The sequence below is a fragment of the Mesorhizobium sp. M0166 genome, assembly GCF_040322255.1.
GTDB lineage: Bacteria > Pseudomonadota > Alphaproteobacteria > Rhizobiales > Rhizobiaceae > Mesorhizobium.
This window is the reverse complement of record NZ_JAMYTD010000017.1, coordinates 79,508-101,544: the sequence shown is the minus strand read 5'-3', so window position 1 is coordinate 101,544 and position 22,037 is coordinate 79,508. Positions and strand designations below refer to the sequence as shown.

Sequence of the window (22,037 nt, the reverse complement as noted above, 5' to 3'; positions counted from 1 at the left end):
ATGCCGTGCGGTCCGCTTAGGCATTGACGGAACTGCCTCCCTCTGGCGCAAGGCCGAAGCTCGTGCTTTGCGGGACAAGCGCAAGCAACCAATCGGGAGAACCTTTACAGATCAGCAACTTGGGATTTTTGGCGGAACAATTTGCGCAGCCTGCCCGTTTTTCCGCGACAAGGGACACGCGTTTCAAGGAGAAGATCATGAATAGGATCATGTCGGGCCTGCTGGCGACCACCCTTTCGATCTCATTCGCTGCCGCGGAGATCGTGCCAGTCAACGCTCAGCCCAGCTATGCGCCCCCTGCCCAGGGGCTCACCTCGAATGTCCAGACTATCCAGTACGAGCCGTGGCGGAGGCACCGGAATTTCAATCGCGATTTCTCGCGTCGCGATTTCCGCCGCAATTTTTCGCGTGACGACGGCATGTACTGGCGTGGCCATCGCGGCTATCGCTACTACCGTCCGGGCTACCGCCGCCACGGCGACTTCTGGTTCCCGCTGGCCGCGTTTGCTACCGGAGCGCTGATCACCGGCGCGATTGTCAACCAGAATCGTGTCTATCGTGGCGATGCACACGTGCAGTGGTGCTACGACCATTATCGAAGCTATCGTGCCTCCGACAATACGTATCAGCCCAACTACGGTCCGCGTCGGCAGTGCCGGTCGCCTTACTGAGTGTTTGATTAGAGGCTACAAGCCCGCGCCCGAAACGGCGCGGGTTTTTCATGAGTGCGAAGCCGGTGCCATTCCTGCTTATTGCACGCTTAGCGTCCTGCGCACAGCGTGGCGCCAACCGGCCAGCTTGGCGGCACGTGTCGAAGCATCCATGTCCGGCTTGAACCGGCGCTCGAGCACCCAACTCCTGGCGAATTCCCGCGCCTTCGGCCAGACACCGGCCTTCGAGCCGGCCAGCCATGCCGCACCAAGCGCGGTCGTCTCGAGAATTGTCGGCCGGTCGACAGGCGCATCGAGAATGTCGGCCAGCCGCTGCATGGTCCAGTCCGACGCCACCATGCCGCCATCGACCCTGAGCACGGTCTTGACCGAGGCGCCCTTCCAGTCCTTCCGCATGGCGTCAAGCAGATCGCGCGTTTGGAACGCAACGGATTCCAGTGCCGCGCGGGCAAATTCCGCCGGCCCCGAATTGCGGGTCAGCCCGAAGATGGCGCCGCGCGCCTCGGCATCCCAGTGCGGTGCGCCGAGCCCGACGAAAGCCGGCACCAGATAGACGTTCTGCGTCGGATCGGCGTCCGCCGCCAATTTGCCGCTCTGCTCGGCCTTGCCGATCACCTTGATGCCGTCCCGCAGCCACTGCACGGCGGCGCCGGCGATAAAGATCGAGCCCTCCAGTGCATAGGTGGTCTTGCCGTTCAGCCTGTAGGCGATGGTGGTCAAAAGCCGGTTCTTCGAACGCACTAGATCGCTGCCGGTGTTGAGCAGTGCGAAGCAACCGGTGCCGTAGGTAGATTTCATCATGCCTGGCTCGAAACAGGCCTGGCCGATCGCCGCCGCATGCTGGTCGCCGGCCACACCGAGGATTCTGATCTCTGCACCAAACAGGCTTTTGTCTGTGATTCCAAAATCATCGGCACAATCTTTCACCTGCGGCAGCATTCTTGCAGGTATGCCGAGTATGGCCAGCAGCTCGTCATCCCAGGCGTTTTGTTCGATGTTGTAGACCAGTGTGCGCGAGGCATTGGTGGCGTCAGTGGCGTGGACCTTGCCGCCAGTCAGGCGCCAAATCAGGAAACTGTCGATGGTGCCAGCCAGCAGTTCGCACTTCTCGGCGCGTTTTCTGGCGCCCTTCACCTTGTCCAGCATCCAGGCGATCTTGGTGCCGGAGAAATAGGGATCGAGCAGCAGGCCGGTCTTTTTCGTGAACTTCTTCTCCAGCCCCAGCTGCTTCAGTTTCTGGCATAGCGGCGCGGTGCGGCGGTCCTGCCAGACAATCGCGTTGTGGATCGGCTTGCCGGTCTCCTTGTCCCAGATGACGACGGTTTCGCGCTGGTTGGTGATGCCGATCGCGGCGACTTCCGCCGCGTTGCGGCCGGCTGTCTTCAGTGCGGCCTTCACCGTTTCCACGACACTTGCCCATATCTCTTCGGGATCGTGCTCGACCCAGCCGGAGGCCGGATAATATTGGGTGAATTCCTTTTGCCCGCTGCCGACGACCTTCATCTTGTCGTCGAACAGGATCGCCCGGCTCGATGTCGTCCCCTGGTCGATTGCAAGGATATATCCGGTCATTCTCTCTCCCGTCGAAGCGAATTCAAGGTGCAACGGTGTCTCGACGCCAGATGGCGCGGAGCCGTTCACGCAAACAGGGGAGACGGCAACATGCCGCCTCCCCTGAGTATGGCGATGCGGGCGCGAACGCCCGCATCAAACGGTCCTATTGCTGCCAGCTCTTCACCAGCTCGTCGTAGTTGATGGTGACCGGCTTTTCCTTCTCGTTCTCGATCTTGAGCTGAGGAGCGAGATTGCCCTTCTTGACCGCGTCGGCGTTCCAATAGGCGAGGTCATGCTCTTCGGCCATCTTCGGGCCGATATCGCCCTGGACGCCCGACTTCTCGATGCGGCTCATCACCTTTTCCTGCTCGGCGCAGAGCGAGTCCATTGCTTCCTGCGCGCTCTTGGCACCCGACGAAGCATCGCCGATCGCCTGCCACCAGAGCTGTGCCAGCTTCGGATAGTCCGGCACGTTGGTGCCGGTCGGCGACCACTGGACGCGCGCCGGCGAGCGGTAGAACTCGATCAAGCCGCCGAGCTTTGGCGCACGTTCGGTGAAGCTCTTGTCGTGGATCGTGCTCTCGCGGATGAAGGTCAGGCCGACATGGCTCTTCTTCACGTCGACCGTCTTCGAGGTGACGAACTGCGCGTACAGCCAAGCGGCCTTGGCGCGGTCGGTCGGCGTCGACTTCATCAGCGTCCAGGAACCGACGTCCTGATAGCCGAGCTTCATGCCGTCCTTCCAGTAGACGCCATGCGGCGACGGCGCCATGCGCCACTTCGGCGTGCCGTCGTCGTTCAGCACCGCCTTGGCGCTGGCGTCGACCATGCTGGCGGTGAAGGCGGTATACCAGAAGATCTGCTGGGCAACCGCGCCTTGCGCCGGCACCGGCCCTGACTCGGAGAAGGTCATGCCCTGGGCTTCCGCCGGTGCATAGGCCTTCAGCCAATCGAGGTACTTCTGGATGGCGTAGACGGAAGCCGGACCATTGGTGTCGCCGCCGCGCGCCGTGCAGGAACCGACCGGACGCGAATTCTCATCGACCTTGATGCCCCATTCGTCGACGGGCAGACCGTTTGGAATGCCCTTGTCGCCATTGCCGGCCATCGACAGCCAGGCGTCGGTGAACCGCCAGCCGAGCGACGGGTCCTTCTTGCCATAATCCATATGGCCGTAGACCTTCTTGCCATCGATCTCGCGGCCGGTGAAGAACTCGGCGATGTCCTCATAGGCCGACCAATTGACCGGCACGCCGAGGTCGTAGCCGTATTTGGCCTTGAAGTCCGCCTTGTTCTTCTCGTCGTTGAACCAGTCGTAACGGAACCAGTAGAGATTCGCGAACTGCTGGTCGGGAAGCTGGTAGAGTTTCTTGTCGGGCGCGGTGGTGAACGAGGTGCCGATGAAATCCTTCAGGTCGAGATTCGGGTTGGTGACATCCTTGCCGTCGCCTGCCATCCAGTCGGTCAGGTTGCGCACCTGCTGGTAGCGCCAGTGCGTGCCGATCAGATCCGAATCGTTGACCCAGCCGTCATAGAGGTTCTGGCCGGTCTGCATCTGGGTCTGGATCTTCTCGACGACGTCGCCTTCCTGGATGACGTCATGCGTAACCTTGATGCCGGTGATGGCCGTAAAGGCCGGCGCGAGCACCTGCGATTCATACTGATGCGTGGCGATGGTTTCGGAAACCACCTTGATATCCATGCCGGCGAAAGGTTTCGCGGCATCGATGAACCATTGCATCTCGGCTTCCTGGTCGGCGCGCGAAAGCGTCGAAAGGGGCCCGATTTCCTTATCGAGGAAGGCCTTGGCCTCGTCCATTCCGGCATAGGCATTGCTTGCCCCGAGCAACAGGACAAGCGCAGTTGTTGATGTCAAGAATTGCCGTCGCATGTATTTCCTCCACTGTTAAAGTTCAAAGTGCGATCTGGATCGGCGGCCGGCACGCCGCCGTTCCAACAGTTTCCCCCTCTATACGTAGCGGAACACGCCGACGGCGTAGACCACGGAGAGAGCGAGAGCCCACCACAGATTGGGTCCGACTAGACCCAGCCAAGCGAGATGGATAAAGGCGCTGCCAAGCAGCGACAGGAACAGGCGGTCGCCGCGTGTCGTTTCGAAGCGCAGCACGCCGACGCGCGGATTGCCGCCCGGCGAGACGTATTCCCACACCGCCATGCCGCAAAGCAGCAGAAAGATGGTTCCAAAGAAGGCCGCGGTCGGCCACGTCCAGGCCATCCACGAAAAATCGAGATTGGACGAGAGGTTAAATCCCCACAGGCGGATATTGGCCGGATCGCTGAAGCCTACCGTTATTGCCACGAAATCGATTTGAAGTGCCACCCAGGCCACGACGACCAGGGCGAGAAACAGCACGGCCCACCACCATGGGCTTCTGTCGACCTGCTCCATCATACCCTCCCCAGGGCAAAGCCCTTGGCGATGTAGTTGCGCACAAACCAGATGACGAGCGCGCCCGGGATCAGCGTCAGCACGCCGGCTGCGGCGAGCAGCCCCCAATCCATGCCGGCGGCCGAAACGGTGCGGGTCATGGTCGCGGCGATCGGCTTGGCGTCCGTGGTCGTCAGCGTGCGGGCGATCAGCAGCTCGACCCACGAGAACATGAAGCAGAAGAAGCACGCCACGCCGATGCCGCTCGCAATCAGCGGCATGAAGATCTTGATGAAGAAGCGCGGGAACGAATAGCCGTCGATATAGGCGGTCTCATCGATCTCCTTGGGCACGCCCGACATGAAACCTTCTAGGATCCACACCGCCAGCGGCACGTTGAACAGGCAATGCGCCAGAGCCACGGCGATATGGGTATCGATAAGGCCGAAGGCCGAATAAAGCTGGAAGAATGGCAGCGCGAACACCGCCGGCGGCGCCATGCGGTTGGTCAGCAGCCAGAAGAACAGGTGCTTGTCGCCGAGGAAGCGATAGCGCGAAAAGGCATAGGCAGCAGGCAGTGCCGCAGCCACCGAAATCACCATGTTCATAACCACATAGGTGATCGAGTTGATGTAGCCAGAATACCAGGACGCGTCGGTGAAGATGGTGCGGTAATTCGCCAATGTCGGCGCGTGCGGGTAGAGCGTCAGCGACGAGACGATCTCGCCATTGGTCTTGAAGCTCATATTGATGAGCCAGTAGATCGGCAAAAGCAGAACGACGATGTAGAGCGTCGGCACGATCCACCACCAGCGCGACTCCTCGCCGCGACGGCGCATCAGCCGTGCGATCTCGTCCTGCCGCAGCGCGCTGGCGAGCCCTTCCGAAGCCGTCGTCTCGCTCACCCTATCGGCTCTCTCTTCGGTGCGGCTCATCTCAACGCTCCGCGTCGTAATTGGTCATCACGGTGTAGAACACCCACGACAACAGCAGGACGATAAGGAAGTAGACCAGCGACATCGCCGCCGCCGGGCCGAGGTCGAACTGGCCGAGCGCCGTCTTGACGAGATCGATCGAAAGAAAGGTCGTCGAGTTGCCGGGTCCGCCGCCGGTCACCACGAACGGTTCGGTGTAGATCATGAAGCTATCCATAAAGCGCAGCAGCACGGCGATCAGCAGCACGCGGTTCATCTTCGGCAGCTGGATGTAACGGAACACCGCCCAGCGTGAGGCGCCGTCGATCTTGGCCGCCTGATAAAAGGCATCCGGGATCGAGACCAGGCCGGCGTAGCAGAGCAGAACGACGAGGCTGGTCCAATGCCAGACGTCCATGATGATGACCGTGACCCAGGCGTCATAAGGGTCTTGCACATAATTATAGTCGATGCCGAGCGCGTTGACGTAATAGCCGAGCAGGCCAATGTCGTTGCGCCCGAACACCTGCCAGATGGTGCCGACGACGTTCCATGGGATCAGCAGCGGCAACGCCATCAAAACAAGGCAAACAGGCACGCCCCAACCCTTCTTCGGCATATTGAGCGCAATGAAGATGCCGAGCGGCACTTCGATCGCCAGGATGATGAAGGAGAAGACAAGGTTGCGGATCATCGCCTGCCAGAAGCGACTGGAGGAAAGCAGTTCCTCGAACCACTCGGTGCCGGCCCAGAAGAAGACATTATTGCCGAAAGTGTCCTGCACCGAATAATTGACGACCGTCATCAGCGGTATGACCGCCGAGAACGCCACCAGCAGCAGCACCGGCAGCACCAGGAACCAGGCTCTGTTGTTCCAGGTCTTTTCCACTTCAGGCTCCCATCTCGACGCGCCAGGAATCGGCATAGATGTTGATGCCGGCCGGGTCGAACCGCACCTTCGGATCGGCCGGAACTGTCTCGTCCTCGCCGATGACGGCGGCGATCTCGCGCCCTTCGAGATTGGCACGGACCACCTTGTGGCGGCCGACGTCCTCGACCTTGCTGACCCGGACGGCCATGCCTTGGCTGCCCAGGCGCACATATTCGGGACGGATGCCGAGCTCGATGGCGCCGCCGCCCGCCTTGGGCACGCCCGGCAGTTCGATCTGCTGCGAGCCCAGCTTCGCGGTCTTGCCGTCGATCGCCACCGGCATGACATTCATGCCGGGCGAGCCGATGAAATAGCCGACAAAGGTGTGGCGCGGGCGCTCGAACAGCTCCGCCGGTGTGCCGATCTGCACGATTTCGCCGTCATACATGACGACCACCCTGTCGGCGAAGGTCAACGCCTCGGTCTGGTCGTGCGTGACATAGACCATGGTGTAGCCGAAGCGGCGGTGAAGCTGCTTCAACTGCGAGCGCAGCACCCATTTCATATGCGGGTCGATGACGGTCAAAGGTTCGTCGAACAGGATGGCATTGACGTCGGACCGCACCAGCCCGCGTCCGAGCGAGATTTTCTGCTTCTGGTCGGCGGTCAGTCCGCGCGCCTTTCGTTTGGCCATGTCGGCCAGCCCGGTCATCTCCAGCGTCTCGCGCACCTTGCGGTCGACGTCGGCCTCCGGCACGCCGCGATTGCGCAGCGGGAATGCCAGATTGTCGTAGACGGTCATCGTGTCGTAGATCACCGGGAACTGGAAGACCTGGGCAATGTTGCGCTCTTGGGTCGACAGATTGGTCACGTCCCTGCCGTTGAACAGCAGCTGGCCATGCGAGGGATGCAGCAATCCCGAAATGATGTTGAGCAGCGTGGTCTTGCCGCAGCCGGACGGGCCGAGCAGGGCATAAGCACCGCCATCCTCGAACGTGTGGTGCACTTCCTTCAGCGCGAAATCGGCATCCGTGCGCGGGTTCTGCAGATAGGAGTGGCGGATATGATTGACGTCGATGCGCGCCATCGCTTCCTCCTAAGCCGCCAGCTTCGGCGCGGCCACGGCGCGGCCGTGCTCGTCGAAGACCATGATGTGGCGCGGGTCGATGAACACCTCGACTTCCTCGTCCGGCTCGAAGTCGCGAATGCCGTGGGTCAGCATGACCCAGCGGGCATCGGCAAAATCGAGATGGATGAAGCTTTCCGATCCCGTGATCTCGGTGATCGTCACCTTTGCGCGCACCGGCACTGCGGCGGCGTTGGGCCGATCGAGGGAAAGATGATGGGGCTGGAAGCCGATCGTATAGATCGCATCGGCAATGCCGAAGAGCTCGGCCGGCACCGGCAATTTCACGCCTCCCTCGAGCAGGAAATCCAGGCTCTTCTTGGCAAGCACGATGGTGTTGAGCGGCGGATCGGCGAAGGTTCTCGCCGTCACCAGATCGACCGGCTTGCGGAACACTTCGATGGTCGGCCCGAACTGGGTGATGCTGCCCTCGGAAAGCGTCGCCGTGTTGCCGCCGAGCAGCAAGGCCTCGTGCGGCTCGGTCGTGGCATAAACGAAGATTGTGCCGGCGGCCGCGAAGACTTTCGGCAGTTCCGCGCGTAATTCTTCGCGCAGCTTGTAGTCGAGATTGGCAAGCGGCTCGTCGAGCAGCACGAGGCTGGCATTCTTGACGATGGCGCGGGCCAGCGCGGTGCGCTGCTGCTGGCCGCCCGACAGACTGAGAGGCGTCCGATCGAGATAGGGCGTGAGTTTGAGAAGGGCGGCGGCATTGCGCACCTCCCTGTCGATCGTTGCCTGATCCGTGCCGGCCACCCGCAGCGGCGAGGCGATGTTCTCGTAGACCGTCATCGCCGGATAATTGATGAATTGCTGGTAGACCATGGCGACGTTGCGCTTTTGCACCGGCATGCCGGTGACATCCTTGCCATCGAACCAGACCGAGCCGGAGGTCGGCACGTCGAGGCCCGCCATCAGCCGCATCAGGCTGGTCTTGCCGGAGAGCGTCGGCCCGAGCAGGACGTTGAGCGAGCCGTGCTGAAGCGTCATTGAGACGTCGCGGATATGTTCCGCCGCACCCACCGTCTTCGTCACGTTTCTCAGTTCAAGCATGATGCCTCCTCCCAGGCTTTCTGCATCAGTCGGCCGTCCCTATTCGGCAGCCGCTACGTGCTGCCGGCTTATTCCGCGCATGAACTCGTCGAGCACTGCCGCCTGCTCACGGCTGAGACGCAGGCCGCGCTTGGTCCGGCGCCACAATACATCCTCGGCAGTCATCGCCCATTCGTTTTCGACGAGGTAGCGCACCTCGGCTTCGTAGAGATCGGCGCCGAAGTTGCGGCCAAGATCGACGTTCGACTTAGCGAGGCCCAGCAGCTTCCTTGTGCGGGTGCCGTAGAGCCGGGTCAACCGGCGGGCCAGCCGCGCATCGAGGAACGGGTATGCCGTTTTCAGTTTCGCCACCTCGGCATCGAAGCCGGTGACGGGAAAGTCACCGCCGGGCAGCGGCGCGTTTGCCGTCCATGGCTTCCCGCGCTTGCCGAGAAAACCCTCGATCTTCTCAAGCATTGATTCCGACAATCGGCGGTAGGTCGTGATCTTGCCGCCAAAGGCGTTGACGATCGGGGCGGCACCCTCGCCTCCATCGGCCTTCAGCACATAGTCTCGGGTAGCTTCCTGCGCCTTTGAGGCGCCATCGTCGTAGAGCGGCCGCACCGCGGAATAGGTCCAGACAATATCCGACGGCTTGACCGGCTGCGCGAAATATTCGCTTGCCGCAGCGCAGAGATAGTCGATCTCGGCGTCACTGATCCTGACGTTGTGCGGATCGCCGGGATAGTCCCGATCGGTGGTGCCGATGAGCGTGAATTCGTCCTCGTAAGGGATGGCGAAAATGATGCGCCCGTCCTTGTTCTGAAAGAAATATGCGCGTGGGTCGTCGAATTTCTTGCCAACGACGATGTGGCTGCCTTGTACGAGGCGGACATTGTGCACGTCGTTCAAGCCCACGGTGGCCGACAGCACCTGATCGACCCACGGGCCGGCGGCATTGACCAGCAGCCGCGCCTTGACCTCCTCGGTATCGCCGGTCCGCACATTTTCAAGCCTGACCGTCCAGAGATTGCCTTCGCGGCGTGCGCTGACGACCTTTGTTCGGGTTCGAATGGTTGCGCCGCGCTCGGCAGCGTCACGGGCGTTCAACACAACCAGCCGGGCATCGTTGACCCAACCGTCCGAATATTCGAACGCCTTTCGAAACAGCGGCTTCAGCGGCTTGCCGGCCGGATCCTTGGCCATGTCCAGCGTTTTCGTCGGCGGCAGCAATTTGCGCCCGCCAATATGGTCGTAGAGGAAAAGCCCGAGCCGGATCAGCCAGGCCGGACGCAGCCCCTTGGCGTATGGCAGCACGAAGCGCATCGGCCAGATGATGTGCGGCGCGTTCCTCCACAGGACCTCGCGTTCCATCAGCGCTTCGCGTACCAGGCGGAATTCGTAGAATTCGAGATAGCGCAAGCCGCCATGGATCAGTTTAGTTGAGCCGGAAGAGGTCCCGCTGGCCAGATCGTTCATCTCGGCAAGAAAGACCGAAAAGCCACGTCCAACAGCATCGCGGGCGATGCCGCAGCCATTGATGCCGCCACCGATGACGAAAATGTCATGAATCGGTGATGCGCTCAAAGAATCCTCCCTCGATTTCGCATTGCAGCATTTTTGGGATCTTGCGAAACCGTAGCGGAATTATTTCGAAATGATAACGAATGTCAAACGAAATATATTGGGCGGAAGATGCCGCGACGGCATCTCTAGGAGAGCGACGTTTCGATCAGCTGAACTTCTGCCTCCTGGCAGATCTTACGCACCGACGGGATGTCGCAACGATCGGTGATAAAGGTGTTGACCTGCGACAGATGGCCGATGCGGACGGGCGCGGTTCGCTCGAATTTGGTCTGGTCCGACACCAGGATCACATGCCGGGCGTTGGCGATGATCGCCTGGGCCACCTTCACCTCGCGAAAATCGAAGTCGAGCAGTGCGCCGTCATGGTCGATGGCCGAGGCGCCGATCACCGCAAAATCAACTTTGAACTGCCTGATGAAATCGACCGCCGCCTCGCCGACCACACCGCCGTCGGAACCGCGCACGACACCGCCGGCGATCACCACCTCGATCGAAGGATATATGCGCATCCTGTTGGCGACATTGATGTTATTGGTGATGACCATCAGGCCGCTGTGATCGAGCAGCGACTTGCTGACAGCTTCCGTCGTTGTCCCGATATTGATGAACAGAGACGCGTTGTCAGGGATCAGCCGGGCTGCTGCGCGACCGATCGCCTCCTTCTCCTCGGCGGCGATCTTACGCCGAGCCTCATATTCCATGTTCTCGATGCCGGACGGGAATAACGCCCCGCCATGGATGCGGGACAAAAGCCGCTGGTCGCAGAGATCGTTGAGATCCTTGCGGATCGTTTGCGGCGTCACGTTGAAATGCGTCGCCAACTCCTCGACCAGTACGCGGCCATGGTCCTTGGCCATCTGGATGATTTCGGAATGACGCGGCGACAGATACATCTAGCAACCTCTCATTTTCGTTTTTCTCGTCTATAGCTGAAAACGAAAGCCATGAACAGGTATGAGCCGGCTAATGAAAATCGGGCGACTGCAGAGAGAAAAGCTCCGGCGCTATCTCGACGAGGCTATCAACTCAGGCCCCGCGCGATCTCAGTGATGACCTCGAAAGCAGTGTCGACGTCCGCCGCAGTCGTTTCGAACTGCCCGACCTGAAACCGGATCGCCACCTGCCCGTCCACCCGGGTCTGCGTCAGGTAGATGCGGCCGTCATCGTTGATCGCGCTGACCAGTCGCAAATTGTGCTCGTCAAGGTCGATTCCCGCAGCCGCGAGATGGCGGAATGAGAATAGCGACAGCATCGGTTCCGTGACGATCTCGAAATCCGGTTCCCGAGCCAGCCGCGCGGCGAGGCTCTCGCTCCAGGCGACATGGTTGCGGATCATGTTCCGCAGATTTTCCAAGCCATGCGCACGCAGCAGGAACCAAAGTTTCAGCGCGCGGAATCTTCGGCCGAGCGGCACCGACCATTCGGAGTAGTTGATGACCCCGTCGCGGCCATGCGTCTTGAGGAATTCGGGCTTGATCGCCAGCGTGCGCACGAGGTCTTCCGGCTGGCGGATGAATTGCATCGAGCAATCGAACTGTGCGCCTAGCCATTTGTGCGGATTGAAGACGATCGAATCCGCATGTTCGGCGCCGGCCCAGAAATGCCGGAACTCGGGGCAGATCATGGCGGAGCCGGCCCATGCGGCATCGACATGCAGGTAGAGCCCGTGCCGCTTCGCCACCGCGGCAACAGCCGCGACATCGTCGGTGCCGCCGGTACTGGTGCCGCCGACGCTGGCGATAATGCCGGCCGGCAGCATGCCGTTTTCGCGGTCGGCGACGATCGCCGCTTCCAGAGCCGCCGTCTCCATAGCGCGGAAGCGTCCCGCGACCGGAATGCGCACGAGGTTCGCCTCCCCGATGCCCGACACCCAGATCGCCCGGTCGATGGAAGTATGGACTTGGTCGGAAGAATAGACCCGCACCACCGACTGGCCTTGCAGGCCGCTCTTGTTGCCTTGCCAGTCGAGCGCGCGCTCGCGCATGGTCAGCACGGCGGCAAGCGTCGCCGATGAAGCCGAATCCTGCATGACGCCGGAAAATCCCTCCGGCAAACCAAGCGCCTGCCGCATCCAGTCGACGACCCGCGTCTCGAGCTCGGTTGCCGCCGGCGAGGTCTGCCAGAGCATGCATTGCGCAGCCATCGCGGAAACCAGATACTCGGCCACGACGGAGACCGGTGCCGCATTGGCGGGGAAATAGGCGAAGAAACGCGGATGCTGCCAGTGCGTCATGCCTGGCAGGATCTTTTGCTTGAAATCGGCGAAAATTGCCTGCATCGTTTCACCGTCTTCCGGCGGCGCGGCATCGATGCTTTTGAAGATTTCGCCGGGCTCGACAAGCGGCCGCACCGGTCTCTCCCGAAGGCTGTTTCTGTAGTCGACGCCCCATTCAGCCGCTCGCAGCGACCATTCGCGGAATTCGTCGCTATTCATCTTCGCCTCCGTAGCGCCTCATCGAGCCGCCATCAAAGAGCACGAAAAACGTAGGTTTTCATTCGGGAAAATCAGGCAAACTGGCAAAGGCGGTCTTCAGCGCGTTCGACCAGCTATCCGAGATCGTGCGATAATATTGATCGTCCTGGGTTATTCGCTTTTTGAGGCCGACCTTGAAAGTGTCCTTTTCATAGAACAGCAGGTCGAGCGGCAGGCCGACCGACAGGTTCGACTTCAGCGTCGAGTCGAACGACACCAGCAGCAACTTCACCGTCTCGGCGAAACTCATCGTCTTTTCATAAGCGCGGATAATGATCGGCTTGCCGTATTTGGTCTCACCGATCTGGAAGAACGGCGTGTCGTCGGTGGATTCGATGAAATTGCCTTCCGGATAGATCATGAACAGGCGCGGCGCGCTGCCCTTGATCTGACCGCCGAGGATGAAGGAGGCGTTGAAGTAGGAATCCGCCTTTTCGCCAGCCGGCGACGAGCTGGCGATGACCTCCTTGACGGTGTCTCCGACCAACCGCACTGTCTGGTACATGGAAGGCGTTTCGAGCAGCGTGGCACGGCGCTCCGCCACGGCCTTGGTGCGTTCGTCGAGCAGGCTGACCACGGCCTGGGTCGTCGCCAGATTGCCGGCCGACATCAAAACAATGACGCGCTCGCCCGGCTCTTCCCAGACATGCATCTTCCTGAAGGTCGAGATCGAATCCATGCCGGCATTGGTGCGCGTGTCCGACATGAACACGAGCCCGCGATCGATCTTCAGGCCGACGCAATAGGTCATCGAATCTCTTTGGCAACAATCTTGCCGGGGATTACTGCTCCACGGTGACGGTGACCGCAAGCTGTTCTTCCGCCTGTCCCTGCCGAATTCCCGACACCGGCGTGGCGTCGCGATAGTCGCGGCCGGTCGCCACCTTCACATAACGCTCGTCGGGAGAAATGCCGTTGGCGACATCGAAGGCGACCCAGCCGAGGCCCGAGACATGCGCTTCTGCCCAGGCATGGCTTGCCGCTTGCTCGATCGCTGCATCCATCATCAGATAACCGCTGATATAGCGCGCCGGGAAATCCATGGCACGCGCCGCGGCAACGAAGATATGGCTGTGGTCCTGGCAAACGCCGGTCTTGAGCGCCAGGGCCTCTTCGGCCGGCGTCGTCGCGTTGGTGGTGCCGGGTATATAAGCGACACGCTCGCCGATTACGGCCATTAGCCGGTGCAGCCTCTCAATGTCGGTGCCCTTGCCCACCGAGGCAGCAAGCTCACGAATGCCGCTGCCGATCGTCGTCAGCGGCGTTTCCTGGCCGAACAGCCAGAGCGGCGCGAAACCCTGGTGCGGTCCGCAGACGCCGGCAGTGTCGCGCGTCACCACTTCGCCGGCAGCTTCGACGGTGATGAAGTCGCGCTCGCCCTCGACGCTCAACAGCCGGGTATCATTGCCGAAATGGTCGGTGAAACGCACTTCCTCGCGTGCGCCTTCAATCTTCAGCGCCCAGGACAGTACCGTCTGGGTGCGCCCGTTCACCGGGAGCAGCCGCAAACGCTGCAACAAATAATGCACCGGCGCATCGTAGCGGTATTCGGTCCGGTGGGTGATCTTCAGCCGCATCGCACTCGTCCCTGGAGCATGAGCTTTTCCGAAAACCGGTCTCCGCTTTTTGGGGTCATGCTCAATAGAACCTGTAATCCTGCGCGATCTCGTCGCCGAGCCTCGTGTTGTCGCGGATGAAATTGGCCAGGAATTCATGCAGGCCGGCGTCGAAAATATCCTTGATCGACCCGGCCGTCAGCATGGCCTGGGTCTTGGCAGCCGTTGCATGACAGGCGTGGCGCTCCCCATAATCGTCACCGAGGAATTTGAGATGCTCCGTCAGGAAGCGGTAGCAAAAGGTCAGCGAGCGCGGCATGCGGACGTTGAGGATCAGATAATCGGCGATGTTGCTCGGTTTGTAGTCGGCATCATAGACCCAGCGATAGGAACGGTGCGCCGACACCGAGCGCAAGATCGATTCCCACTGGTAGTTGTCGAGCGTCGAGCCGACCCAGGAGATCGACGGCAACAGCACGTAGTATTTCACATCCAGGATGCGCGCGGTGTTGTCGGCGCGTTCGACATACGTGCCGAGCTGCGAAAAATCGAAAATCTCGTTGCGCAGCATCGTACCGTAGAACGATCCGCGAATCAGCGCCGTCTCGCGTTTGATTGCGTCGAGCGCGTTGGGCAGGTCGCGCTCGTCGATCGGCTTGGCCAGCATCCGCTTCAGCGACATCCAGGCTTCGTTGATGCTTTCCCAGGTTTCACGCGTCAGTGCGGTACGCACCATGCGGGCATTGTTACGGGCCGTTTCGATAGACGACATCGTGCTCGACGGGTTCGATGTATCGCGCAGCAGATAATCGGCGACATTGGCGGCGGTGTAGTCAGAATATTTCTGCGTGAAGGTGGTGTCCGAACCGGCGCTGAGCAGCACCGAATTCCACTCCTCCGAAGCGTTCTGAGTTCGAGTCAGCGCCATGCGCAGGCCGGCATCCACCAGCCGCGCCATGTTTTCCGCCCGCTCGATATAGCGGTTCATCCAGTAAAGCCCGTTGGCGGTGCGGCCGAGAAGCATGTCAGGCGGTCCTGCGGTGAATAGTGAATGGTGAATAGTGAATGGTGACTGTCCAGATTCCAGGGCACGATGCCGCGTGCTTCACTTCGGGGTATTTCACCAACATCAACGACACATACCCTTATCTATTCACTATTCACTATTCACTCACTCTAATCGTCCAACACCCACGTATCCTTCGTGCCGCCGCCTTGCGAGGAATTGACGACTAGCGAGCCTTCCTTGAGCGCTACTCGGGTCAGCCCGCCGGGCACGATCTGAATACGGTCGGAAACCAGAACATAGGGGCGCAGATCGACATGGCGCGGCGCCAGCCCCTTGTCCGTCAGGATCGGGCAGGTCGACAGTGCCAGCGTCGGCTGGGCGATGTAGTTCGACGGTTTTGCCGCGAGCTTTTTGGAAAACTCCTCGCATTCCTTCTTAGTCGCCGCCGGACCGACCAGCATGCCGTAACCGCCGGACCCATGGACTTCCTTGATCACCAATTCGTCGATGTGTTCGAGCACGTATTTCAGGCTGTCCGGCTCCGAGCAGCGCCAGGTCGGGATGTTGCCGAGCATCGCCTTGCGGCCGGTGTAGAATTCGACGATCTCGGGCATGTAGGAATAGATCGCCTTGTCGTCGGCGATGCCGGTTCCCGGCGCATTGGCGATCGTGATATTGCCGGCGCGGTAGACGTCCATAATGCCCGGCACGCCAAGTGCCGAGTCGGGGCGAAAGGTCAGCGGATCGAGAAACGAATCGTCGACACGCCGGTAGAGTACATCGATCTGCTTGTAGCCCTCGGTCGTGCGCATCGCGACATGGCCATCGACGACGCGCAGATCCTGTCCTTCAACAAGCTGCACGCCCATCTGGTCGGCAAGGAAGGCATGTTCGAAATAGGCTGAGTTGAAGCTGCCCGGCGTCAGCACGGCAATGGTCGGCGCGCCCTTGGTGCTTTGCGGCCGCACTGCCGCCAGCGACTGGCGCAAGAGCTGCGGATAATTCTCCACCGGCCGGACCTTGATCTGCTGGAACAGCTCGGGAAAGAGCTGCATCATCGTCTCTCGGTTCTCCAGCATGTAAGAGACGCCGGACGGCGTGCGCGCATTGTCCTCCAGCACGTAGAACTCGTTCTCGCTGATGCGCACGATGTCGACGCCGATGATGTGGGTATAGACGCCGGCCGGCGGCCGCACCCCAATCATCTCGGGCAGGAACGCCTCGTTCCTGGCGATCAACTCCTTCGGCACGCGGCCGGCGCGCAAGATCTCCTGGCGATGGTAGATGTCGTCGAGAAAGGCGTTCAGCGCCTGGACGCGCTGCTCGATGCCTTGCGTTAGCCGTCGCCATTCATTGCCCGAAATGATGCGCGGAACGATATCGAAGGGTATCAGCCGCTCCGATGCTTCCTGCTCGCCATAGACGGCGAAAGTGATGCCTGTCTTGCGAAAGACGCGTTCGGCGTCCTGCATCTTCTCGGTAAGCCTGGCCGGGTCCTGTTCCTTCAGCCAGCGATCGTAAGCCGAATACGGTTTTCTCAGCCCGGAAACTTCCGGAAGCATTTCGTCGAACGCTGCCAATCGCATACTCCCCTGTGGCGCCATTTCACTGGCCTCGCTGGAGAAAATCAAGCGCAATCGGTGATTTGTTGGGCGCCGGCGATCAGTATATCGCTCTTGCCTAAAATTAAGGCAGCACCAATAGGGCCTTGATCAGGCTTTGCCTGGTGTCCGGGCAGATGCCGGATGCGGATCAAAACGCGCGAAAGGTGACGACCGTAAACGTGTCCTTGATGCCGGGAAGAATCTGCACTTTCTCGTTGACGAAGTGGCCGATGTCTTCCTCGTCGTCGACATAGAATTTGGCGAGCAGGTCATAGTTTCCGGCTGTCGAGTAGATTTCCGAAGCAATCTCGGCATCGGCCAAAGCGCTGGCAACGTCGTAGGCCTTGCCCAGATCGCACTTTATTTGCACGAAAAATGCCTTCATTGCCTGGTCCTGCTCACATCGCACGCTCTAGGTATAATCGAGCGGCCCTTGTGGCAGACTGCCGTTCGCCTTTCAAGCATCGGCAATCGCTCCGGCTGTTCTCGCCTCGACAATGCGTCTCGGTCTGGACACGGACTGCCACGCCGAATGTTTGCGCTCGGCTGAAACCCTGAAGCACTGCAAAGCGTATGGTATCATGTACCTTCAGGCAGCGATTTCTCAGGGACAACGGAGAAAGGCCATGCGCGGCGCGTTTTTCGCATTCGCAGTCGTTCCATTCATTTTCGCATCCCAGGCCTTTGCTGGCGACGCCGAAGTCAAAGCGGCGCAGACGGTCATCGATGGGCAGTTGAGGGCCTTCATCGCCAATGACGGAATGACGGCCTACAGCTTTGCCGCACCGAATGTGAAACGCATCTTTCCGACGGTCGATACCTTCATGAACATGGTGACAAAAGGCTATCCGCCGGTGCGCCAACCGCAGACCTACTCCTTCGGCAAGGTTCGCGAGACGAGCCCGACCTCGATCGTCCAGCAGGTGCTGATCGTCGGCCCGGATGGCATGGACTATGAGGCGGTCTACACGCTCGAACTACAGCCTGACGGCAGCTTTCGGATCACCGGCTGCAGCCTGCGAGCGTCCACGTCGCTCAGCACCTGAGACCGGCTGACTTCAATAGCGTGCTCTGCCTCCCGAGATGTCAAACACCGCTCCAGTGTTGAAACTGCTGGCGTCGGAGCAGAGCCACAACACCAACGCCGCTACCTCATGTACCGACCCGAGCCGTTTCAGGGGACTGGCGTCGATCATGTTGCTGACGACTTCATTTCCGAGACGCCTGATAAGATCTGTATCGATTGGGCCGGGCGCGACGCAATTGACGCGGATGTCGGTGTCGCAAACTTCCCGCGAGAGGGCTTTGGTGAAAGCGATGACGCCTGCGCTGGCCGCCGAATAGGCCGCAAGGTTCGGCAATCCTTCCTTGCCCGCGAGCGACCCCATGTTGACGATGCGGCCACTGCCTGCCCTTCGCATGACTGGCAAAACCTGGTGTGTAGACTCGAACATGCCGATGAGATTCACGCGGATAATGCGCTGCCACTCGGCCGGGTCGAAGGCTTCGAAGCCGAGGTAAGGTCCAAGATAGCCCGCATTGTTGACGAGAATGTCGATCCGTCCGGCCTTGGCGACAATCTCGGTCAGGGCCTTTCTTACGTCGCCCGCCTTGGCTACGTCGACCATCTGACTATGAGTCCCGTCTGCCGGTATAGGATCGGTATCCCATATCCACACGTCGGCTCCTGCCTGTGCCAATTTCGTGGCCACGGCCCTGCCGATGCCTCTTGCACCGCCTGTTACGATCGCGGTCTTGCCACCAAAGTCGTATGTCACGGTCATGACACGCCCTCTGCGTGACACTGCGCCCCGCGAACCAGTCGGTCAATCATGCTGGCAAGGCATTGCTCAAAGGGCTGGAATATCGCCTCGCGCCCAGCCCTCAGAAATTTCCGCCGCGCGCGCTTCGAAGGTGCCGGCTTCGATGGCGGCACGAATGTCCTGCATCAGCTTTTGATAGTAGGAAAGATTGTTCCAGGTCAGGAGCATCGCCCCAAGCGCCTCTTGCGAGCGCACCAGATGGTGCAAATAGGCGCGCGAATAGTCGCGTGCGGCCGGGCAGTCGCTTTCCTCATCGAGCGGGCGCAGATCGTCGGCATGGCGGGCGTTGCGCAGATTGACTTTGCCGCGCCGTGTATAAGCAAGGCCATGGCGCCCTGCTCGCGTCGGCATCACGCAGTCGAACATGTCGATACCGCGCGCCACCGACTTCAAGATATCGTCCGGCGTGCCGACGCCCATCAGGTAGCGCGGCCGGTCAGCCGGCAGCTCCGGGCAAGTGATGTCGAGCATCTCCAGCATCACCGCTTGCGGCTCGCCGACAGCCAGCCCGCCGATCGCATAGCCCTTCAGCTCCATTGCCTTCAGCGCCTGCGCCGAGCGCAGCCGCAAATCAGGCACGTCGCCGCCTTGCACAATTCCGAACATCGCCTTGCCGGGCTGCTCGCCGAATGCCGTCTTGCAACGCTCGGCCCAGCGCAGCGACAACTCCATGGCACGCTCGATCTCGTTCTGCTTGGCCGGCAGCGCTGTGCATTCGTCGAGCTGCATCTGGATGTCGGAATCGAGCAACCCCTGGATCTCGATGGAACGCTCCGGCGACATCTCGTAGGCGCCGCCGTCGATATGCGAGCGAAAGGTCACGCCGTTCTCGGTCAGTTTCCGCAGCTTCGACAGCGACATCACCTGGAAGCCGCCGCTGTCGGTCAGGATCGGATACGGCCAGCGGGCGAATTCATGCAGGCCGCCGAGCCGCGCCACGCGCTCTGCGCCGGGTCTCAGCATCAGGTGGTAGGTATTGCCGAGGATGATGTCCGAGCCGACGCCGCGCACCTGATCCATATACATGGCCTTCACCGTGCCGCCCGTGCCGACCGGCATGAAGGCGGGCGTGCGGATTTCCCCGCTCGGCATGGTGATTGCGCCACGCCGCGCCCTGCCGTCGGTCGCCAGCACGTTAAAGGTGAATGCGGCAGTCATTGAATTCCCTAGCCATCGAACTCCTTGTCGAATACCGGCGCATCTGGAGCCTGCTTGTCGAGTGATTGCCGGTAGCGGATGCAGCCGCGCATGAATTTTGGCCACGGCGGCACGGCAATCGCCGGCTCCGTCTTTTCGGGCAAAAGCGACCACAGGTCGGGATGATGCCAGCACAGATCATGGCCGGTGGCGTCGCGGTGTTGGCGGATGCCGGCGCGCAGTTTCCTGACCTCGGCGATCAAGGCTTCGCGGTCGAAGGTTTCCAGGTCATCGTCCATCATTATCCTCCCTGAACAGAAGACTTGCGTCTCCATAGGAATAGAACCTGTAGCGGTTCTCGATGGCATGCGCATAGGCCGCGCGCATCGTCTGCAAACCGCAGAAGGCCGAAACCAGCATGAACAGCGTCGAACGCGGCAGATGGAAATTGGTCATCAGCATATCGGCGGTCTTGAAGCGATAGCCGGGGGTGATGAAGATGTCGGTCGGGCCCGACCACGCGGCCAGCCTGCCGTCATCGCCAGCCGCGCTCTCCAACAAGCGCAACGATGTCGTGCCGACGGCGATAATGCGCCCTCCTTTTGCCTTCGCCGCATTCAGCGACTCGGCGGTCTCGGGGCTGACCGAACCGGTTTCGGCGTGCATCTTGTGGTCGGCGGTGTCGTCCGCCTTCACCGGCAAAAAAGTGCCGGCGCCGACATGCAGCGTGACGAAACGGCGCTCTATGCCCTTGGGGTCGAGCGTCGCAAACAGCTCCGGCGTGAAATGCAGCCCTGCCGTCGGCGCGGCGACGGCACCGTCCTCCCTCGCATAAATGGTCTGGTAATCGCTGCGGTCGCGTTCGTCGTCGTCACGCTTGGAGGCGATGTAGGGCGGCAGCGGAATGTGGCCGACGGCGTGCAGCGCCTCGTCGAGGAACGGACCTGACAGGTCGAAGCCGAGCAGCGCCTCGCCACCTTCTCCCTTCTCGATCACGGTCGCGTCGAGTTGGCCGAGAAAGCAGGAATTGGCGTCATGGCCGAAATGGACGCGATCGCCGGCGGAGATGCGCTTGCCGGGACGCATGAAGGCGAGCCAGCGGTCGGGCGCCATCCGCATATGCAGCGTGGCTTCGACCTGCGCCGCCGCCTCCCCGCGCCGCCTGATGCCCTTCAGTTGCGCCGGAATGACCTTGGTGTCGTTGAAGACCAGCACATCACCGGCCTTGAGCAGGCCCGGCAGGTCGCGCACCGTCCGGTCCTCGAGCCCCTCACCCGGCCTGACCACCAGCATCCTGGCACTGTCGCGCGGCTCGGCTGGGCGAAGCGCGATGCGCTCCTCCGGCAGATCGAAGTCGAAAAGGTCGACGCGCAAGGAATCCCCGCCTCAAGGTTCCGGGCAGTTCACCGCCCAGGCGCCAACACCGTCTATACTCAATGTGCCGCCCATCGCGAAACTGGACTGCTCGCTGGCTTTGACCAGCCGCAACTTGGCGACGATCGAGCTGATGCCTTCGTCGGTGAGGTCGATAAGCATACGCTCGTCGTCTTCGAATGCCTGTCCAACGATGACTTTCGTTGAGCCTGGCTGTCCGTCCGTGGTCCATGTCTTGCCGCCGGCATCCAGCCACACACGCGCCACAGCAATGACGGCCGTGTGTCCCATCAAAACGTCGATCGATGCCGCGCCGCCGTCGGCGCTGCAAACGATCGATTCCGTCGCCAGCGCCGGTGTGGCCGCCGCGACGAGGACAAATGCGATGGCCGCGACAGCCCGGCCGGTCATTTCACGTCGGCCGCGACCTTGAGCGACACGATCTTGTCGGGATCCTGCACCGGTTCGCCGCGCTTGATCTTGTCGACATTGTCCATGCCTTCGATAACCTGGCCCCATACAGTGTACTGGCGGTTGAGGAAGGCGGCGTCGTCGAAGCAGATGAAGAACTGCGAATTGGCCGAGTTCGGGTTCTGCGAGCGCGCCATCGAGCAGGTACCGCGGCCGTGGTTGGCGTTGGAGAACTCCGCCTTCAGATCGGGCTTGTCGGAACCGCCAGTGCCGGCGCGCGACGGCGCGAAAGACGGCTTGTTGGAATTGCCGAACTTGACGTCGCCGGTCTGCGCCATGAAGCCGTCGATGACGCGGTGGAAGACCACGCCGTCATAGGCGCCTTCGCGCGCCAGCTCCTTGATACGGCCGACATGGCCGGGCGCCAGGTCTGGAAACAATTCGATGACGACCTTGCCCTTGGTCGTGTCCATGATAAGCGCGTTCTCGCGGTCCTTGATTTCGGCCAT

23 protein-coding genes are annotated in these 22,037 nt (G+C 61.0%); 2 read left to right on the top strand and 21 right to left on the bottom strand.

The features are described 5' to 3' along the window. The first annotated feature begins 197 nt into the window (after window positions 1–197). Window positions 198–671, top strand: coding sequence for a BA14K family protein (locus tag NKJ46_RS19485; protein ID WP_352666561.1), 474 nt, complete (start codon window positions 198–200; stop codon window positions 669–671). A 78-nt stretch (window positions 672–749) separates the two neighbouring features. Here the strand turns inward: NKJ46_RS19485 and glpK are convergent, their stop codons facing one another. The 15 genes from glpK to NKJ46_RS19410 form a co-directional block, all read right to left on the bottom strand. Then, a complete protein-coding gene (gene glpK / locus NKJ46_RS19480; RefSeq protein ID WP_352666559.1) occupies window positions 750–2,243 on the bottom strand; it encodes a glycerol kinase GlpK in 1,494 nt (497 codons plus the stop codon). Window positions 2,244–2,388: 145 nt separating this feature from the next. Further along, window positions 2,389–4,116, bottom strand: a complete 1,728-nt coding sequence (locus NKJ46_RS19475; RefSeq protein ID WP_352471681.1) for an ABC transporter substrate-binding protein — start codon at window positions 4,114–4,116, stop codon at window positions 2,389–2,391. 78 nt (window positions 4,117–4,194) lie between these two features. Beyond that, complete coding sequence (locus NKJ46_RS19470; RefSeq protein WP_031193610.1) at window positions 4,195–4,461, bottom strand: DUF2160 domain-containing protein; 267 nt, start codon at window positions 4,459–4,461, stop codon at window positions 4,195–4,197. Between the two features lie 173 nt (window positions 4,462–4,634). Beyond that, on the bottom strand, window positions 4,635–5,549 hold the full coding sequence (locus NKJ46_RS19465; protein WP_352666557.1) for a carbohydrate ABC transporter permease: 915 nt from the start codon (window positions 5,547–5,549) through the stop codon (window positions 4,635–4,637). A gap of 1 nt (window position 5,550) precedes the next feature. Continuing rightward, entirely contained in the window at window positions 5,551–6,417 is an 867-nt protein-coding gene (locus tag NKJ46_RS19460) for a carbohydrate ABC transporter permease (RefSeq protein WP_023674893.1), read from the bottom strand. Between the two features lies 1 nt (window position 6,418). Continuing rightward, a complete protein-coding gene (locus NKJ46_RS19455) occupies window positions 6,419–7,486 on the bottom strand; it encodes an ABC transporter ATP-binding protein (protein WP_352455722.1) in 1,068 nt (355 codons plus the stop codon). Window positions 7,487–7,495: 9 nt separating this feature from the next. Then, window positions 7,496–8,575: an ABC transporter ATP-binding protein gene (locus tag NKJ46_RS19450; protein WP_352666556.1), complete on the bottom strand. Its 1,080-nt coding sequence runs from the start codon at window positions 8,573–8,575 to the stop codon at window positions 7,496–7,498. 39 nt (window positions 8,576–8,614) lie between these two features. After that, window positions 8,615–10,141: a glycerol-3-phosphate dehydrogenase gene (glpD, locus tag NKJ46_RS19445; RefSeq protein ID WP_352666554.1), complete on the bottom strand. Its 1,527-nt coding sequence runs from the start codon at window positions 10,139–10,141 to the stop codon at window positions 8,615–8,617. A gap of 125 nt (window positions 10,142–10,266) precedes the next feature. Next, window positions 10,267–11,034 (bottom strand): DeoR/GlpR family DNA-binding transcription regulator, encoded by a 768-nt coding sequence (locus NKJ46_RS19440; protein ID WP_023674889.1) that lies wholly within the window; start codon window positions 11,032–11,034, stop codon window positions 10,267–10,269. A gap of 128 nt (window positions 11,035–11,162) precedes the next feature. After that, the gene (locus NKJ46_RS19435) at window positions 11,163–12,575 is read right to left on the bottom strand and encodes a pyridoxal phosphate-dependent decarboxylase family protein (protein ID WP_352666552.1); all 1,413 of its coding nucleotides are present in this window, start codon (window positions 12,573–12,575) and stop codon (window positions 11,163–11,165) included. A 58-nt stretch (window positions 12,576–12,633) separates the two neighbouring features. Then, window positions 12,634–13,365 carry a proteasome-type protease gene (locus NKJ46_RS19430; protein WP_352448780.1) on the bottom strand — a complete coding sequence of 244 codons (732 nt, stop codon included), beginning with the start codon at window positions 13,363–13,365 and terminating at the stop codon, window positions 12,634–12,636. 31 nt (window positions 13,366–13,396) lie between these two features. Beyond that, the gene (locus NKJ46_RS19425) at window positions 13,397–14,191 is read right to left on the bottom strand and encodes a transglutaminase family protein (RefSeq protein ID WP_352666549.1); all 795 of its coding nucleotides are present in this window, start codon (window positions 14,189–14,191) and stop codon (window positions 13,397–13,399) included. Between the two features lie 61 nt (window positions 14,192–14,252). After that, on the bottom strand, window positions 14,253–15,194 hold the full coding sequence (locus NKJ46_RS19420; protein WP_352666548.1) for an alpha-E domain-containing protein: 942 nt from the start codon (window positions 15,192–15,194) through the stop codon (window positions 14,253–14,255). Between the two features lie 152 nt (window positions 15,195–15,346). Beyond that, entirely contained in the window at window positions 15,347–16,759 is a 1,413-nt protein-coding gene (locus NKJ46_RS19415; RefSeq protein WP_352666547.1) for a circularly permuted type 2 ATP-grasp protein, read from the bottom strand. Between the two features lie 172 nt (window positions 16,760–16,931). Continuing rightward, a complete protein-coding gene (locus NKJ46_RS19410; protein WP_023674883.1) occupies window positions 16,932–17,168 on the bottom strand; it encodes an Lrp/AsnC ligand binding domain-containing protein in 237 nt (78 codons plus the stop codon). 241 nt (window positions 17,169–17,409) lie between these two features. Here NKJ46_RS19410 and NKJ46_RS19405 point away from each other — a divergent pair, with 241 nt between their 5' ends. Continuing rightward, on the top strand, window positions 17,410–17,829 hold the full coding sequence (locus NKJ46_RS19405) for a DUF4864 domain-containing protein (protein ID WP_352666546.1): 420 nt from the start codon (window positions 17,410–17,412) through the stop codon (window positions 17,827–17,829). A gap of 12 nt (window positions 17,830–17,841) precedes the next feature. Here NKJ46_RS19405 and NKJ46_RS19400 read toward each other — a convergent pair whose 3' ends face one another. The 6 genes from NKJ46_RS19400 to NKJ46_RS19375 form a co-directional block, all read right to left on the bottom strand. Next, complete coding sequence (locus NKJ46_RS19400; protein ID WP_352666544.1) at window positions 17,842–18,567, bottom strand: SDR family NAD(P)-dependent oxidoreductase; 726 nt, start codon at window positions 18,565–18,567, stop codon at window positions 17,842–17,844. 66 nt (window positions 18,568–18,633) lie between these two features. Further along, on the bottom strand, window positions 18,634–19,764 hold the full coding sequence (tgt, locus tag NKJ46_RS19395; protein WP_352666542.1) for a tRNA guanosine(34) transglycosylase Tgt: 1,131 nt from the start codon (window positions 19,762–19,764) through the stop codon (window positions 18,634–18,636). Window positions 19,765–19,772: 8 nt separating this feature from the next. Continuing rightward, window positions 19,773–20,042, bottom strand: a complete 270-nt coding sequence (locus NKJ46_RS19390) for a hypothetical protein (protein ID WP_352448773.1) — start codon at window positions 20,040–20,042, stop codon at window positions 19,773–19,775. Next, window positions 20,032–21,117 (bottom strand): tRNA preQ1(34) S-adenosylmethionine ribosyltransferase-isomerase QueA, encoded by a 1,086-nt coding sequence (gene queA / locus NKJ46_RS19385; protein WP_352666541.1) that lies wholly within the window; start codon window positions 21,115–21,117, stop codon window positions 20,032–20,034. The genes NKJ46_RS19390 and queA overlap by 11 nt, the downstream gene beginning before the upstream one ends. 12 nt (window positions 21,118–21,129) lie before the next feature. Beyond that, window positions 21,130–21,528: a hypothetical protein gene (locus NKJ46_RS19380; protein ID WP_352666539.1), complete on the bottom strand. Its 399-nt coding sequence runs from the start codon at window positions 21,526–21,528 to the stop codon at window positions 21,130–21,132. Continuing rightward, window positions 21,525–22,037 (bottom strand): peptidylprolyl isomerase, encoded by a 513-nt coding sequence (locus tag NKJ46_RS19375; protein ID WP_254817363.1) that lies wholly within the window; start codon window positions 22,035–22,037, stop codon window positions 21,525–21,527. Before NKJ46_RS19375 ends, NKJ46_RS19380 begins: the two co-directional genes overlap by 4 nt.